The sequence below is a fragment of the Paenibacillus tyrphae genome (genome assembly GCF_024158745.1).
Lineage (GTDB): Bacteria > Bacillota > Bacilli > Paenibacillales > NBRC-103111 > Paenibacillus_G > Paenibacillus_G tyrfis_A.
Map to the genome: position 1 here is coordinate 68,046 of NZ_JAMZAW010000026.1, position 17,290 is coordinate 85,335.

Below are 17,290 nucleotides of genomic sequence, written 5' to 3' on the forward strand. Positions count from 1 at the left end.
CGATGTCATATTGAATTTGGCTAAAAATACTCAGTCATAAATTTGGAGGGTTAAATTTGAAAAAGATTTTAGTTGTTGCTCTTGGAGTGTTTGTATTAACAGTAGCGATATTTTTTATTAATAAACAATATTTAGGTGGTAGTAATCTTAATATTTCATTGCAAGAAAAAGATGATCTTACAAGTAACAAACCCGAAACGGGAATCCCAAAACAGGTTAATGACATCGATATACATGCCCACCAAGGGAATCTTCAAAATAAAGGGTATGTGATTAAAATTAACAATGCACTATATTATTCTGACCGTACTGCGCTTTACAAACAGGTTGATAGTCATATCACCAAATTAAGTGATGATTCTGCGAATTATATAAATGCTGAAAAAGGATGGCTCTACTATTCGAATAAAACGGATAAAGAGAAAATTTACCGTATTAAACTTGATGGATCAAAAAGAGAGAAAATTTCGGATGATAGCGTGAATTATGTAGTGGTTAAGAACGAATGGATCTACTTTATGAATAAGTCCGATTCATTTCGTTTATATAAAATGAAGATGGATGGTTCTTCTAAAACAAAAATGACCGACGAACAGTCATTTTATATTAATGTTGTGGATGATTGGCTCTATTATGGAGGTGAAAATGACAATATATTCAAAATTCGTTTGGATGGTTCTAATAAAACAAAAATTAATGATGATAGATCTCACTTTATTAATATAGTTGATGGCTGGGCTTTTTATTTAAATTGGGCCGATAAAGGGATTTACAAAATTAAAATAGATGGAACAAGCAGGGAAAAGATTGTAAGAGGAAATGTAATTAGTTTTAATGTAATGAATAATTGGATATATTATAGCGCTTCAGACAATGGAATTCACCGAGTAAAAGTTGATGGTACTGAAGAAAAGCAAATTACTAACATAAACGGATATAGCATTAATCTTTTGGGCGATCAAATTTTTATTTTAACCGACTCAAAAATTGTTTCGATGAACACAAACGGAACAGATCTTCAAACCATCGAAACCGCTTCAAAGCAACTGATTTCGGAAAAAGATAAGCAAACGGCAATAGAAGCCGTTAAAAAGCATCTTGAAATTAAGAATATTGTAGGATATGTAAAAGATTATACAAAAGTGGAGGTCGATCATGTTGATGATAAGGGTAGAATGATTATTCAAGTTTATAATGTAGGCAATAATCGAACGAGCACGATTAATTGGTATACATATGATCCGGAAACAAAAACCTTGAATGCACAATTTGAAGAGTAATTTCTTGTATAGGCAAAATGAAATGGCAGGTAGTTTTCCATGAACCACTGTAAACTTATCTTCATCACGCTCTTAATCGCCGCTATTGCAAGCGCAAATACGGCATGTAATCAAGTGAGTAGCAGTAATCCTGTTATTGTACAAAATGAAACGAAAGAACAAGTTAAGCAAGAACAATTCAGCCAAGACAAAAGCGTCCAAGAAAGTGATCCGTTTCTGGAAGTTGTTCGTACGGCGATTAATGATGAACTGTGGTATCATGGACAAGATTCACGGTTTGGCACTTTCGAAAATCAAGTTATTCCGGTATCTATATACCAAAGCGCCGGAGGCAGTAACAGACTAGTCTCATTCGACCAACCTATAAAATTTTCTAACAATTATTTAGCAGCAGAGTTCTGGACAACAAAGAAAGGCTACAATCATGAAATAACAACTGCCAGAATGGCCCCAACCAAAGAGAAGCTTCAATCCATTATTGAGAAAGAAAAATACAAATTATTAAAAACTACACAATTAAAGATGGACAAGGCTTCTCAACCTGAGTATCCTGCCATGACTCCAGAGCGTAAAAAGATAATAGAGGACATTGAGCTGTCAGTTGAGGATTACTTGCACGATAATGAGTTATTTCCCTCGGGTACATATAAATACTACATTCGAAATTTCAGAGACAGTGAAAATATTACAAAAGTAGTAATTGAGGGAAACCAGAACATTTGGATTATTAAAGCCAAAGTGGAAGATAGCAATAATGCGGGGATAATGGGGAAACTAAATCAGGTGGATGTCTCCTTGGACTCAGTTTTATATGAGGTAAATCAGTATAAAAAGGCGGCTGTTGTAACGAAAGAAGTTCGTAATATGTAGAATTTTTCTGATCCGATCTAAGGGAGAAATCGATAATTGCTAAGAAAAAGCATGATGATAAGTTACCTTTTATTGCTTACTTTGAGTTTGGGCGCTTGCAATAAAGGTGAAAATAGATTGCCAACAACGGAGAATATAGAAACTAGAGTACCTGCAGCCAATCAACAAAAGCCAGAAACTTCAAATGATTATCAAATTACTGGCTCAAATTACTCGAAAAGTGACGATAAATTTAACTACAATATAAAATACCCGCAGATATCAGGATTGAGCGATCACGATAAGCAGAAAAAGATTAATAGTATTTTAAAGGACGAAGCTTTAAAAGTTTTAAAGTTTTATGAAAATCCATATGGTTCAGTAGAACTGAATATCGATTACGATACTGTTTTGAAGAATTCAAATATGTTAAGTATTCAGTACTCGGGGCTTGGCAGTGTTAGTAATGCAGCCCATCCAAACAGCTTGTTTTATACTACGAATATTAACATCAAAACAGGAGAGAAATTAAGGTTAAAAGATATTGTAAATATTGATAAGAATTTTGCGAATACGTTTTTGAGTGGGAAATTTAAGGCATTACGGCCTGAACATAGTAAAGTATTGGACAATTTTACGAATGAAAAAATTCAGGCGCGTTTTAACGAAGCAGATTCTTTAGACGATATTGGCACAGAGAAACAATCAGATGTGTTCAGCTATTATACGAAGGATTCCTTGGGAATCTCCATAGGTGTTGGTCATGCTATGGGCGATCATGCGGAATTTGAAATCAACTATCAAGACATAGAGGATTTCATGAAAAAAACTGAAAACGAACAATGAAAGGATTTCTAAAATGAAACTACAATGACGTTTTGATGGCATGTTCTGTGTGTCATAGACGCACATAAAAGACAGTAGAAGTAGGTCAACACGTTGTAACTGATAAAACTTATCGAGGAAGATCAATTTTGCGAGCACTTGAAACCACCTGGCGGTGATTTCAGGTGCTTTTTATATCCATAAGATCTTACATCAACAGCAGCTTTTTCAAATAATGGGTCAAACCATACAGAATCGGAAACCGGGATCATGATAAAATGGAAAGAACATACATTCTATGCTGCTTTTAGAGCAGCAGAGCCAAACTTGAAGTGGAAAGGTACTTGATATGACCAGACAAGAGGCCTTGAAGCATTTTTTGGAAACTTACGTAAAGGACAAGCAGAAGGAGTACATAGAGAAAGCAGAGGAAGAATACCATTCCCGCAAAGACGAGCTGGCGAAGGATTTTATCGAGTCTTTTCGCCGTATTTGTCTGAATATTAAAGAAATGCAATCTGCGGGGCAAAAAGCAAAGATCGCGTATATCAATTATTCTATGAGGCGCACTTATTTATTAGAAAGAAAGCACGAGCATGTCGTAGAGGCGTTCGACAAGGATTGGTATTTCGATACATATCCGTGCCGAGGAACGTACGATTCGGGATGGGCCTTTAAATATTTGGACGCGCTGGAAGACGAACTAGAGCAGCTCGGAAAAAAGTATATGGGCAAAATTATCAAGCCCGATATTGAACGAATCAAGCTGGAGGCGGCCGCTGCCTTTAACCAATCGATTGTCGTATTGGTCAAACAGGCGATGGCTGATGCAATTCGACTGAAAGAGTTTGATGAAATTGCCCGTGAACCGGATCTGGAAGTGCGGGTGGGGGAGCATAAGGGCATTAGTGAGGTCGTATACAAGGACGATTCCATACAGGAAGGAAGTCTCTTTTTATGAGCAGGGGCGAATTTTAGCATGGAATATTATATCGTATCTCAAGACGAACGAATCGTAGATTACGAAGAGCCGGCCGGAATAGCCAAAACGGTAGACCAACGTATGTTGCGGAACGAAGAGAGCCGCGCGCAGCTGGAGCATACGATTTTGCAGTTTTATACCCAAGGGAAGGGCGAATATATCGATTTCATCGAAAGACCTGTTCCACTTCTATCCGACCCTTTGAAAACGGTTTTCGACCGGTATCAGCCTCATATTTATTATAAGCTTGTCGTTCTTGCGGATATCAAGCAAATGAAACAGACGCTCTATTGGATAGCGATGCCGGATACGCTTGCGTGTCTGTCGGAGGAAAGCGAATGGCATAAGAATGGTTCGCTCAAAACGCCTGTTCTTGATCCGAGGAAAGTCGGACATTACAAAATATTCAAAATCTCCGATAGCATGGCAGATTTCATCGTAGTCGATCTGGATGTGGCGGAAAGCATCCTCAGGTACAATCCGACAGGAATACGGTTGAAGACAATCGACGTGAGGAGGTTTTAAATATGAATTCAAGTTATGTGGTGGAAGGCGCTTCCCTTAATTGCAGCTATGGCAGCACGAATGCGAATTTTAAAACGACGGCCGGACGAAAAATAGCGATCAGCGATAAGCTGCAGGGAAATGTGCAGGATTTCAAGCCTGAGATCAACATCCCTGCTTTTGGCTTGTGCAGCAGTCTGTCCAATCCCGAAGTCGCTTCCGCGACGGCCGCCAATCAAGGGCAGCTCAAAAAAATGCCGTGCAAACCGGTCATTACGATGCCTTGGCTGGATGGAAAAACGGATGTGTTGGTAGATCATTACCCTGCTCTTTTGAACTGTTCTACTAATCTGTGCATGTGGTGCGGAAAAATTACAATTGTGAACGACGGCCAATAGGCTTTTGAGGGGATTCGAGAGGGGGCATTCGCTTGGTCATGCAGATGAGCGCCGTGACGTACGGCGATTTGAAAATAACAGCACCTTACGATATTGTGGCGCTGCTGGATTTTAAGCTCGTCAAGAAGGTCGGCGGCCACGGAGAAGTGTATCTCAAGGCTGTCGTATCAGACGACCATCAAAAGAAATATCCGGATCTGGCTCAGTATAGAGAGCATATCGAAGTGTTTCAGATGGACGGAGAGGAAGAAGTCCGCTGTCTGTTCAAAGGAACGGTAACCGAGCTTGAAATCCGGTTCAGCAGCGGTAACTATCATATGATCGTAAAAGGCTTGTCCCACTCTTATCAAATGGACAAGACTGTCCGAAGCCGTTCTTTTCAAAACCGTGATATGACTTACACGGAATTGATTCGCGAAGTGATCGGGGAGTATGCGCAATCGGATTTTATCGACTTGGCCGCCGGTAGCCGGACCTTGGATGAATTCACGCTGCAGTATCGTGAAACGGATTGGCAGTTTTTGGGGAGAATGGCTTCTCGGTTTTATACAGGCTTGGTGGCGGACGTTGCCTCGGACAAACCCAGGTTCTGGTTCGGCATTTCGCGCGGAGAGCTCAAAGGCACTTTAAAGGGAAGCAATTATTTAACGGGAAGACATGCCGCGGAATCGGGCAAGGCGATTGCGAACGGCGACTGGGGAGAAACGGACGAACGGGAATTCTTGTATTACGAAGTGGAATCGGATCAATACTTCGAAATCGGGGATGTCGTTCTGTTCCGAAACAAAGCTTTGGTGATCGAGCGGGCTACTGCGAGCATCAAGCGTCAAGTGTTGAAGTACGACTATGTATTAGTCCCCGAATCCGGCCTGCAGCGAAGCCATGCTTTCAACCCGCACCTATCCGGAACCTCTCTGGAGGGAAAAGTAATCGAGGTGAAGGACGAAAATGTCCGGGTGCATCTGAATATCGATCCGAAGCAGAGCCAAGATACCGCCTGTTGGTTTCCTTATCCTACCTACTATACCAGCGACAACGGAGTCGGTTGGCACTGCATGCCCGAGCTTGGCGATGTGGTTCACCTCTATTTTCCGTCCCGCGAAGAAAAAGGCGCGGTCGTCAGTCATTCCTTGAGAAAACATATCCGCGGCGGCGACAAGATCAGCGACCCTCATACGAAGCGGCTGCGTACCAGAGGAAGCAAGGAGGCGCGTTTTGCTCCGAAAGAAACGGTGATGACCTCGAAGGGGGACAACTTCTTCGTCAAGCTGAACGAAGAGACGGGCGTCGAATTGTACAGCAAAGGCAGCATGGTTTTCACAGCGGGCGAAGATCTGGTCATGCACGGCAAGCAGCTTGAAATTACGGCAGCGAAAGAAATAAGCGTATCATCCAAGACAAGCCATATTCGCTTGGACGGGGAAAATCATATCAAAGGTTCGCGTGTCCTGACGGCACCGCTTCCCGACGAAGAGGTTGCGGCTTATGCATCGCTGCAGCAAGAGATGAACGGCGGCAGTAACTACCCGGGCTGGGCGCAGCCCCTGCTGCTCAAGTACAAAGCCGATTACTACCGCGCCAAGGCGGCCGGCGACGAGAAGGGCATGAAGGCAGCGGCCGCGAACGCGAAGAAGATCCGCGACAAGATCGACGAGATCCATGCGATGCCGTCATGGGCGCAGGAGCAGATGAACGAGAATACCGAGAAGTGGTATGAAGCGCATGCGGCGGGCAATAAAGCGGAGCAGGATTATTACCATGGAGCTGCCAATTCTCTCAGGGACAAGGTGCAGATGATTGCCTTGATCCGAAACAGCTCTGCGGAGTCTTACAAGGATGCGAACCGGCTGGAGGAATTGACGCGGCGATACGCTGACGCCAAAAACAAGCTGACAACGGAGGACCCGGCATCAATCTCCAAATCCGCCGACGAGATCAGGAGCAAATACGGGGTTAGCCATCGCGTGGCGCGGGAGAGCTTGAACCTGTTGGCCAAGAAATTCCCGAACGATTTTAAATATAATCTGGATGTGAAGGATGAGTGGGACTCCTCGTTGAACAACGCGCTGTACGATTTTCCCGTCAAGTATGGCCTCGCCGGGAAGGTTCATACGAAGGAGCTGCTGGAAGCTTATGCATATCAGGTGGCGCACGGGATTTTGCCTTGGCCGAAGCCGCAGGAGAAGAGCGGGAGCGGAAATGTGCCTGTTGCGAAGCCAAGTCCGGGGAATGCGGTGCAGCCGACAAAACCAGAGCAGCCGGCGAATCCGCCGAAAGGGACGGGGAATAACACGGAAACGATTTCCAACAAATATACGGATGAAAAACCGTTGATTTTGGGTAAAAAAGGAAAGGGTTTTTATCATTTATCAAAGACAGAAGCAGCAAAATATCTAACTGATATAAGAAAACAAAATCTTGACGACATTGAATTAATACATTCCATCCTGGATTCATACTATATCCGTCAAGGCACATACGACCGAATGGCTGCTCTTGCCAAGGATTACAAGCTTGCTTTTAAAAAGAAAATGCCTATCACAAGCTTGTTTAGACCCAATGATAACAACTGGCACGGGACGGGCTTCGGGTTTGACATTGATACTCCTAACGCAAACAAGACGACAGGGATGTTTCCAAAGAATTCTAAAGATAAGCTGGAAGTAGAACAAGTAATTCGACTGGTGGTTAAGCATGGATTCGGTGGAATCATATTTAGCGATACCGATATAATTAATAAATTAAATAAAGAATTCCCTGAAAATAACATTTTCAAAATGTTGGACCATTATAATCATATTCATGTCAGCTACCCTCAATAAACCATACTTCATTAAGGAGTAGTTAAAGATGATAAAAGAAATTTGTGCCATGCTGTTAGTCTGCTTGGCAACTTGGCATCAAGCGGCGAAAGCTACGTTTTATGAAGAAATGAAAGAGTCACCCCCGAAGGTGGAGCAGCAGGTACGGACACATGTGGTTTCAAATGACGAGATTGCAAAAAAATTGTTACAAGAATATAAAGAACTTGTTCATGAATTGGAAACGAGCGCGGACAGTAAGGATAATCAGTTGAAATTGATCATGGCGGCAGATAAAGCGAATGGAATATTAAATGTTTACGATGATTACCTGAAAGATTCGGATGTAGATTGGGTGATCGAAAACCAGAAAAAGCTGGAAGGCAAATTGCCTTCGGAATCCCCTGTTTATTTCGGCTATTCAACCAGCGGCATTCATGTTATGGCAATCCGCTCAAGCGAATCGGGAAATCAAAAATATGCTCGCTTAATAAACGATGTCAGAAACGATAGCAATGAAGCTGCTCTTTTGAACACCTTGTTGGAGGAATACAATACAGCCGGATTCGACGTTTTTGTAGAAGACCTTACGGGAAGTGGAGAGGACCCGACAATTACGATTCAAAGTGTAAAAATGGAAGACGGATCCATAAAAAAAGTAGCTGCCCCTATGACATCCTTCAGCGATGGATTGAAAGCCTTTTTTATGGAAAACAGCAGGGTGGTTGAAGGTAAAATAAAGGACAAAACATGGAAGATGTTTTTGTTCGATAAACATGATCCTATGGAACAAATTATATTTGCTCATGACAATCACTATACTTTCCTGGAAAATAACAACCTTGAACTCATTGAACTAAATGAACGGTCCCGCGGATCAAATGAGCAATCGGATTATTAGAGTGAAAAATAGAGGTGTTTCGTGTTGCATAAATTAATCTTTCTCATCGTTCTGCTTTTGTGATGACTTAGACACTAAGGATAAATTGACCGCTTACCTTGAAGAGGTTTTTACAAAAGAGATTACTGCCGATTTTATCAAAACGTCTGATTTCAAAATGATCAATAATAAATTGTCTTATCCATCGTTAGGATGGGGCTCTTAAGCGATTGGGAAAGAGCAACGGTTAAATTAAAAGCGGATGAAGCTAACGGTAAAACTTTTGAGTTTACCGTACCAAGTGTAGAGGAGAGCATGGACGATGAAACGGTCATTATTGAATATAAATATGTTCCCAAAAAAGGCTGGAGAGTTGCATCAAAACCCGGAACATTAAAGTGATTTGTATATGGGGAAATGTTCCTTGGGGGAGGAAGCCATCAATCTTGTTAAAAAGATACTTAGCTTTTTGTATATGTTTTTTGCTTATGGTAACCGGATGCTCGCAGCCTGAGCACTTATCAAGTAAAGAGAGGTCCCGGGGCGAGAGTGTTGCAGTTGCTCTCAAGGGGACGACAAAGGAGCCGGCTCCAAATACTGCTCCCAAAGAAACGCTAGAACCATTAGACCTGGGCTGGTTACTATTAGCTGAGAACAAGGATACGTTATATGATGGCGGATACCAATTAATGAACCTAAAATATCCGGAAAATTCAAAAGTTACGACCATAGATTTTCAAGCGATCATGAATGACCTAATCCAAAGAAAAATAATCGCAGTAGATTGTGAAAATACTTATTTGGAGCATTTTACAGAGGATGGGCGTAAAGCTTTCTTCATTTCAGATAAATCATCTACAGAAAAGACAATTGAAGGATACGACTTTATTGATCAAAAAGTTTTTATTACAGGCACATTTACCAGTGATGCCGGGAATTTGGACAACTATATCGCCTTATTCACCCCAGATCACACTCAGTACGTTGCTAATTCTCAAGAGGGTCTAGCCTTATATGACCTTGAAAAGCAGAAGAAGATAAGGTTACTTTTCCCTAATGAAAAGGAGGGCGGGATCGAACGGCGTTTGTATGCTTTTTCCAAAGATAATCAAAAAATTTTGGTCTCGGAATCTAACGATTACGTCATTTATGATGTGACAAACAGTAAGGAACGATATCGAAATCCGAGTTTGGCCAAAGCCATGATAAAGCTGGGTCAAGGAACAACAGAACTCGCTATGCAGTATGACGAACAGGGCAAAGCGAACTTCTATTTGGTCAAGGACGATGATGCTCGGCAGCTTGATTTTCCGGTTGAAACGAACGATGCTGTTCTGGCACCCGACAAAAAAACAGTCATTTACAAGCTTCGGACCTCAAAAGACTTTAATTTGAGGAATTTAACAACGGGGGAAGATCGGACTCTTCGTAATATGTCCTCAAATTATGCGATCCGATTCTGGTTCCCTCCGGATGTACTGCCGCAATCCATTACGCAGCATGCAGTAGAGGAGATAAAATAAATAGATGGGTAGGTTCCAAAGAACGAGATTCGTTTTTATTGTTGGATTGGTGTTGCTGCTGCTTACGGGATGCTCCAATGAACAGAAAAATAGCCAGCAGGAAGGATTAGGGGACAACAATTCTGCCGGCCGTCTTTCTTCTGAACAGAAAAGGGAAACCGCTCATACCGACAACATTTCATCGGGACAGAAAAAGGGGGCTGAAGATGCTGATGCTCCGCAAGAAAAGCTATCCGACTGGCTTCTATTTCGAGGGGAAAATGATAATGAAATGATACTTTACCTAAGAAATGCAGCGGACGAAGATAGCTTTGTGAACATTGATCGTTTTAGAAGTTTTTTTGCGATGGACAGCGACGATATGTCCCAGGGTGGTAGATCTGAACTCAGCGGAATTTCTGAAGATGGGAAGAAAATATTGGTGACCCGTTTTTCGCATCAAAGACCGAGCATTCCTGCGCGGATTTATAACCTAATTACGCGTCAAACCGAGCTAAAATTTGAATTGCCACATAAAGATTATGTGGAGTCTCCCGATTTCACTCAGTACATTTTTGAAGAAAATGAAGAGATTTATTTAGTACGGGCTAAGGAAAATCAAATGACAAAACTTTCATTAGATGGGCGTTCTCATAACGTTATTTATGGCGGGCATTTTTCCCCTGACGGCAGCCAATTGTGCTTTAGCGATGATAAGGCCAATCTTGTCCTGTTTGACATCGCGAAGAACAAGATCATCAAGAAGATAAACGTAGGCTCTAAGGAGGTCCACATTCACCAATGGTTTGCCGAGGACAAACTGATTTATACGGCAGATCGGGATACTACCTACTTGTTGACAATCGAAACAGAGGAGCGAAAACCGCTTGGTCGATCCATGTTATCTCCAGTCATTTCCCCGGACGGTCAAATGCTCGTCTATGCTGACCAGGATCGAAACGTTTTTCAACTAAACTTGAAAAACCAACAGAAAACGAAGCTTGATGATGCATTTCAACGGATCGGATTCGAGGTGTATCCAGTACAATGGATTCGCTCTTCAACGCCGTTCATGGAAGTGAAGAAGAGCATCCCTGTCAAAAGAGTTACTGCTTCTTCCACGCTGCCGGACGAGAATAAAATATCGTACAACGCAAATCAACTGACGGACGGAAAGACAAAAACGGGCTGGTGCGAAGGCATGAAGGGGGACGGGATAGGAGAAACCGTCACGCTCGAACTCGGAGAGCTTCGGGAAGTATCCGGTATCGATTTCATCAATGGGTTGGCGCAATCTCTGCAAACGTTTAAAGCAAATAATAGAATTAAGAGCTTAAAGGCTGAATTCTCAGACGGAAGCTCCGAGATTCTGTACGCATATTCGGTGCAAATAGATTTTAGCAAGAAGGTCAAAACATCGTTTATTAAACTCACCGTTCTTGAAGTGGAAAAGGGAGACAAGTATTCGGATACGTGCATGTCGGAAGTGAAAGTGTTTTGATTTCAAGAGCTTAACGAGATGAACCGAAAGTAACGATGAGGGGGATAGCGATGAAATGGAAAGAACCCACTTTCGGCCCGACGCCATTGTTGAGATCGCTAATGGCCGCCAATGCCCGAAGAAAAGCGCAGTCCTTTGACCTGGAGGCAGAGCAGAAGCAATTGAAGCTGGTCTATCCGGAATGGGCTAAGGAATGGCTCAAGAAGTATAAGGAAGCCTGGTACATTGCGGAAGCGAGCGGCGACAAGGAGGGCATGAGAAAGGCAAAGGAGCTGGCTGACGGGCTAAGGGACAAGCTGCGGGAAATGGAGAAGATGCCTCCCTGGGCGCAAGAGCAAATGCAAAAGCAGACAGCGTGCTGGATGGAAGCCAACGAAGACGGGAACGTGCGTGCGATGAAGGCCGCGGCTGAGGCGGGGAAAGGAATTCGCGAAAAGCTGGAAACGATTGATAGAATCAAGAAAACGTCGCCGCAAGATGCGGAGCGGTTAAATGATTTGACGGCAAAATGGTATGCCGCGAACGATAAAGGCATGGTGGATGGAAAAGATATGAGTCTTACCCCAGAGCTTGTTGAGGCTGCAAAAAACAATTACAGCAAGGAAGCTCAGACGATTATGGCGAAATATCCTTTGCCCATGCAAAAACCGGTTGTTCCTCCGATTGCGCCGCCAGCGAATGCAGGCGTGAAGCAACCTCCTCAAACCGGAGATCGACAAGCCATCGGATCTATTGCTGAATTCAAAAGAAAGTATGGCGGAATTATTCAAACGAACGCCCAAGAACTCGGGGTCGACGCGAACGTTCTGGCGGCTGTAATCCTCGTAGAATCAAGCGGCTCCGGCTTTGTGGATGGAAAGTTGAAGATACGTTTCGAAAACCATCAATTCGTTGATCGAGCCGGGTATAAGGAGTTGTTCACATGGAGCTCCGAAGCAAGATGGAAAGGGCATAAATTCAGGGAAAGTGTAAAGCATGAATGGAAAACGGTGCATACAGGCTCTCAAATGGGTGAATATGCAGCGTTTGAATTTGCCAAAAAATTAAAAGAATCAGCGGCTTATGAAGCGATCAGCATGGGAATGGGGCAAATTATGGGCTTTAACTATAAGCAGGCAGGTTACCATTCGGCTAGGGAGATGTTTGACGACTTTAACCGAGGTCATGAGCAACAGATCAACGGCATGATCCATTTTATGAGAGGATACAATGGCGGAAAATTGCTGAAAGCTTTAAAAAATAACGATCTAAGAAGTGTTGTTACGCAATACAATGGAAGCGGTCAAGTAGACGCTTATACCGAAAAAATGGAAAATGCAATGGAATCATACCGAAAGGCAGGTTAGCCGCTTATGCCAGCCTCAACCCGGAAGACATTGAAGCTATTGAACAAAGTAATCATATTCTTGGTTCTGCTTTCCGCATGCTTTGGTTGTAGTGCAAGTTCAAGGAGCGATAACGAGGTCCCAGTGCCGCGTTCGGCAGAAACCCGCATCGAAAATAAGCCTGCCGTTACGGAGCCGGTAACTAGCCTTGATTCGCCTGAAAGCCCTAAGGAAACGGTGAGCAGCCTTGTAGCGAGAGGGTTACAGGTAATTGAAAACCAGTCCTTTGAGGTTGAACTGAATCATTGGGGAAAAGTAAAGTTTATTTCTGGAAAATATCTAAAGGATGGCGTATTGAAAGCATCTTTCCACTTGGCAGATGAACAAGGAAATATAATATATTCATTTCCTGAATTTATCGGAAATGAATGGCCGTCGTTTGAAGGGATTCGTGCCGTATCTTTCAAAGACGTAAATCAAGACGGTCTTAAGGATGTTATTATCATTGCCGAATATATCACGGGTGCTGGAGAGCAGGGAACCACTCCGTTCCCGGTCGCCAGCATCTATTTTCAAAAAGCAAAAAGCTTTGAAGCGCTGTCCGATCTGGATGAAAAAATTAATTCAGCCGGGAAAAATGAAACAGTCGAAGAGGTATTGAACTTTACTCGCGGCTGGAAATTCGAATAGGAGATTTACAGTTCGCGTCTTGCACTGGCTGTCCCCCCCGAGATATTACATAAACTAAAGGAGCGACGAGCATGGAACCCATCATACGGATGAACCAAACGGCAATCGCGCTAACGAATCCTAAAGTTCGAATAACCCAACGGATTAACGACCATGCCAAGGCTTATTTCACCGGAATTGTCAGGGACGATGTAAAAGAACGGTACGTGGAGATGGCGGAATCGTCGACGACGCTGGACATTTCTTATCGTAAGGAAGACGGGAAGCTTATCGATCTGTTCAAAGGCCGGCTGATGAATATTCGGATAAGAGTCGCGGCGAACGTGTATTATATCGTCGGCGAAGCCGTATCCCATACGTATGCGATGGACATGAAGATCAATCGCAGAACGTTCCAGAATCAGAAGCTGACGTATCACAAGCTGGTTGAAAGCCTCTTGGGGAATTATTCCGGAGCCAATTGGAACAGCAGTCTGGATCAGACGGCGCTGCAAAAGTTCACGATGCAGTGCGACGAGACGGACTGGGAGTTTTTGAAACGAATGGCGTCCCGTTTTGGCTGGGGACTGATTCCGAGTCCGACGGCAGTGAAGCCGCAGTTTTATTTCGGCCTGCCGCACGGCGTGGAAAAGGGCGAGCTCACAAACTTTAACTTTTCGGTCACCCGCAGGATCGGTTCTGGAGTCGAAAGCGAGAACAGCAACTTATTGTACTACAAAATACACAGCACCGGTAAAAAAGACGTGCTGCTGAACATCGGGGATTCCGTTACTTATAAAAATCGTCCGCTATACGTTTTCCAGTCGATTGCCGCCATCAGGCACGGGGTGCTCAAGCATGAATATGTGCTGACCACCTCTGACGGACTGCAGCAAAAGCGTCTGCGGAACAGCAAGCTCAAAGGGGCATCCGTTCGAGGAAAGGTGATCGGGATCGAGGAAGATCGGATCAAGGTGCATTTTCATGAAATCGATAAGGCGAAGCCTGCTGTCGCAGAAACCTGCTCGTTCCCCCACGCCACGTTTTATACCGCAGAAGGCGATACGGGATGGTATTGTATGCCGGAGCTTGACGACGAAGTGAACATCTATTTTCCTTCGGATAACGAGGAGGAAGCCATCGTTACACATTCGATCCGTATGAAAACAAAAGATGGAGATTTGATCAAGAAGCCGGAGGTCAAAATTTTTATGACCAAGCACCGGAAAGCGATCGCCTTCACAAACAATGAAATTTTAATTACCGGCAAAGATGACGAAGTGCTGATTCGTTTAATCGACGATCATGGCATTGAAATCCGCAGTAAAAAAGATATTCGGGTCAAAGCGGATGGGAATTTATCCCTGCATGCCGGAAATACGGTGCAAATATCGGCGCAGAACACGTTAGGCCTGAAATGTAAAACGAGTCTGGTCGAGCTGGACGGCAATGTGAAGCTTCAGGGAGATAAGGTGAAAACGAACTAGCGGCAGACCATGCGGATCAGAGAAGCGAGGAGGAAGTCAGGTGCCGAAAGCTACGACAGGCGCTCAGGTTCTGGAGCGGGAACCGACCAAGGAAGAAATGATTGCAGAATGGAAACGAAGCATGGACGAAGGAGTAGACCCGTTTATCGTCATTCCGAACGGATGGGACACGCCGGAGGACGCCCGGCGGAAGGCCGGGAACGAAATGATCTGGGAAGCGAAAAAAGTCCGGGCCCAGGCGGACGCGGAGAAGAATGCCATAGAAAAGCAGCGGCTTAAAAACAAAGCCGACGATCTGGCGGCCGCCGGACGGAAGATGGGCGGAGTCATCTCCCGCGAGATCGATCAGGAGCTGGCACGAAATACCGTGGCTAACGAGCGGATATTGGATGCCCGGATGGCATGGCTGGATGCGCAAAAGAAAGGGGACGAGGCGGGAAAAAAACAGGCGGAGCAGGACGCCAGGGAAGCCCGTAAAATGGGCGGGACCATCCCGAACTGCGATACGGAAGAGATGAAACGGATGGTCGGCAATCAGATGATTTTGTCGGCGAAAATTTTATGGGCGGAGGCGCATAAAGAGCACGATCCGGCCAATAAAGAGAAAGCCGAGAAGCTGGCGGCCAAAGGCCGCGCCATGGGCGGAACGATTACGCTGCAGGATGATCCGGCCGATGCGCAGCGAATGGTCGGCAATGAAATGATCTGGGGCGCGAAGCAAATCTGGGCCGCCCCGACACAAGCTGGCGGTGATGCGAGCGGGGCAGCGGCCAGCGCCAAGTACGCGCGCGGGCAAATGGGCGGGACGATCACGGTCGATCACAGCATCGAAGAAGCGGGGAGAGTCGTGGCCGATAACCGGAGTCATGCCCCCAGCAAGTACTCCAATACTCAAGACAGAACATGGAATGGCATATACGACAAAGCCGAGTGGGAGAACAACGCTCAATATTTGTACAATATGACCCGTAAGCAGGGCGGCGATAAATGGGCCAACGATAAATTGTATCTTGCGGAGAAAATTTTGTACGGCTCCCCGAAAGAAGCGGAATGGGCGAAGCAGAATTTCAACAAGGTTACGACGCCGAGCGGAGGGGCAGGAAGCTCCCAGGGTGCAGGCTATGATTCGTCAGGCACGCAAAATCCCGATCCGGGTCCGATCTATAACCATGCCAAAGAAATGGTAAGTAAAATTAACAAGATCGATCAGAAAAAATTCGGAAAAGAATTACAAAAGTTCACTGAAATTTACAATAAAAATATAGACGTTTACGAACGAATTTCCAAAAAAACGGGCATTCCGCCACAGTTGATTGCGGCTCTCCACTATCGGGAGTCGTCGTGCGACTTTACAACTTATTTGCATAACGGTGAAAAGCTCGGTAAAAAAACGACGCTCGTACCTGTGGGAGTATATTTTACAAACTTCGAGGACGCAGCGGTTGATGCTTTGTTGCGAAAAGAAAAGCTGCGAGATTCTTATCATTTAAGCGCAACATCCAATGACTTGGTCGCCATGATGGCGTATGCGGAAATGTATAACGGCAGAGGTTATATGAATAAAGGCCGCGTCAGCCCATATGCCTATAGCGGAACAAATGTATATACAAAAGGAAAGTATGTTTCAGACGGGACATTCGATCCGAATGTAGTTGACCGCCAACCCGGCGTATATATCCTGTTAAAAGCCATTGAGTCTGTATCGGGAAGTGCCGGAAACGGAAGCTCCGGTATACAAAATCCATCACCGAAGCCAACTCAAAAGCCGACTCCAACTCCTACACCTCCTGGCAACCACATGATCAAAGGAGTACCTGCTGAAAATCAAATTCCGTTCTCCTCTACCGGCTGCGCGATTGCTTCATTTACCATGATAGCTAATTTTTACGGGGCTAAAACGGATTTAAAAACGGTTAGTAAAAAATATGCACCAGGAAACTCGATGAACTTTCCAAAAGCTTCAACTGCGAACAATCTATCCTATCAAAGGTATGATGTAGGCAAAAGCTTTACGAAAAACGATGTGTATCGACATATCAGAGAGTCCATTGACAAAGGGCTGCCGTGCATTGTTTCAAGTGACGGACACGATAGTAAAGGCAGGGCCAGCACGCATTTTGCCGTAGTTATCGGATATACGAATGAAGGAAACAAAGACTCGGATATTATCATTATCGATCCTTGGGGCGGAGTGCAAACGACGCTGGATCATATGCAGATCTATAAATCAAAAGGAAAAATCTTGAGCGTCCGAGAGTTTAAGCCAAAATGAGGATAGAGGAGTACG

General features: G+C 44.3%; 15 protein-coding genes and 1 pseudogene. All 16 read left to right on the forward strand.

What is annotated here, in order from left to right:
* The first annotated feature begins 56 nt into the window (after window positions 1-56).
* The 16 genes and pseudogenes from NI000_RS29925 to NI000_RS37010 all read left to right on the forward strand — a co-directional run bounded on the left by NI000_RS29925 (window position 57) and on the right by NI000_RS37010 (window position 17,275).
* Window positions 57-1,280: a DUF5050 domain-containing protein gene (locus NI000_RS29925; protein ID WP_253415015.1), complete on the forward strand. Its 1,224-nt coding sequence runs from the start codon at window positions 57-59 to the stop codon at window positions 1,278-1,280.
* A 39-nt stretch (window positions 1,281-1,319) separates the two neighbouring features.
* A complete protein-coding gene (locus NI000_RS29930) occupies window positions 1,320-2,150 on the forward strand; it encodes a hypothetical protein (protein ID WP_253415016.1) in 831 nt (276 codons plus the stop codon).
* A gap of 36 nt (window positions 2,151-2,186) precedes the next feature.
* Window positions 2,187-2,975, forward strand: coding sequence for a PdaC/SigV domain-containing protein (locus NI000_RS29935; protein WP_253415017.1), 789 nt, complete (start codon window positions 2,187-2,189; stop codon window positions 2,973-2,975).
* A gap of 328 nt (window positions 2,976-3,303) precedes the next feature.
* Window positions 3,304-3,915, forward strand: a complete 612-nt coding sequence (locus NI000_RS29940; protein WP_253415018.1) for a hypothetical protein — start codon at window positions 3,304-3,306, stop codon at window positions 3,913-3,915.
* Window positions 3,916-3,933: 18 nt separating this feature from the next.
* Window positions 3,934-4,461, forward strand: a complete 528-nt coding sequence (locus tag NI000_RS29945; protein WP_253415019.1) for a hypothetical protein — start codon at window positions 3,934-3,936, stop codon at window positions 4,459-4,461.
* A 2-nt stretch (window positions 4,462-4,463) separates the two neighbouring features.
* Window positions 4,464-4,838, forward strand: a complete 375-nt coding sequence (locus NI000_RS29950; protein WP_253415020.1) for a DUF4280 domain-containing protein — start codon at window positions 4,464-4,466, stop codon at window positions 4,836-4,838.
* Window positions 4,839-4,876: 38 nt separating this feature from the next.
* Entirely contained in the window at window positions 4,877-7,660 is a 2,784-nt protein-coding gene (locus NI000_RS29955) for a contractile injection system protein, VgrG/Pvc8 family (RefSeq protein WP_253415044.1), read from the forward strand.
* A gap of 28 nt (window positions 7,661-7,688) precedes the next feature.
* On the forward strand, window positions 7,689-8,540 hold the full coding sequence (locus NI000_RS29960; RefSeq protein ID WP_253415021.1) for a hypothetical protein: 852 nt from the start codon (window positions 7,689-7,691) through the stop codon (window positions 8,538-8,540).
* 67 nt (window positions 8,541-8,607) lie between these two features.
* Window positions 8,608-8,745, forward strand: a pseudogene (locus tag NI000_RS37225) (DL-endopeptidase inhibitor IseA family protein); the annotation flags it as partial.
* Window positions 8,733-8,921 (forward strand): IseA DL-endopeptidase inhibitor family protein, encoded by a 189-nt coding sequence (locus tag NI000_RS29965; protein WP_253415022.1) that lies wholly within the window; start codon window positions 8,733-8,735, stop codon window positions 8,919-8,921. The pseudogene NI000_RS37225 and the gene NI000_RS29965, both read left to right, overlap by 13 nt.
* A gap of 44 nt (window positions 8,922-8,965) precedes the next feature.
* A complete protein-coding gene (locus NI000_RS29970) occupies window positions 8,966-10,042 on the forward strand; it encodes a hypothetical protein (RefSeq protein ID WP_253415023.1) in 1,077 nt (358 codons plus the stop codon).
* Between the two features lie 49 nt (window positions 10,043-10,091).
* Entirely contained in the window at window positions 10,092-11,522 is a 1,431-nt protein-coding gene (locus NI000_RS29975) for an NADase-type glycan-binding domain-containing protein (protein WP_375541017.1), read from the forward strand.
* A 50-nt stretch (window positions 11,523-11,572) separates the two neighbouring features.
* The gene (locus NI000_RS29980) at window positions 11,573-12,868 is read left to right on the forward strand and encodes an N-acetylmuramidase domain-containing protein (RefSeq protein ID WP_253415025.1); all 1,296 of its coding nucleotides are present in this window, start codon (window positions 11,573-11,575) and stop codon (window positions 12,866-12,868) included.
* A 60-nt stretch (window positions 12,869-12,928) separates the two neighbouring features.
* Complete coding sequence (locus NI000_RS29985) at window positions 12,929-13,537, forward strand: hypothetical protein (protein ID WP_253415026.1); 609 nt, start codon at window positions 12,929-12,931, stop codon at window positions 13,535-13,537.
* 71 nt (window positions 13,538-13,608) lie between these two features.
* Entirely contained in the window at window positions 13,609-15,003 is a 1,395-nt protein-coding gene (locus NI000_RS29990) for a hypothetical protein (RefSeq protein ID WP_253415027.1), read from the forward strand.
* A gap of 40 nt (window positions 15,004-15,043) precedes the next feature.
* On the forward strand, window positions 15,044-17,275 hold the full coding sequence (locus NI000_RS37010) for a C39 family peptidase (protein WP_253415028.1): 2,232 nt from the start codon (window positions 15,044-15,046) through the stop codon (window positions 17,273-17,275).
* Window positions 17,276-17,290: the final 15 nt, after the last annotated feature.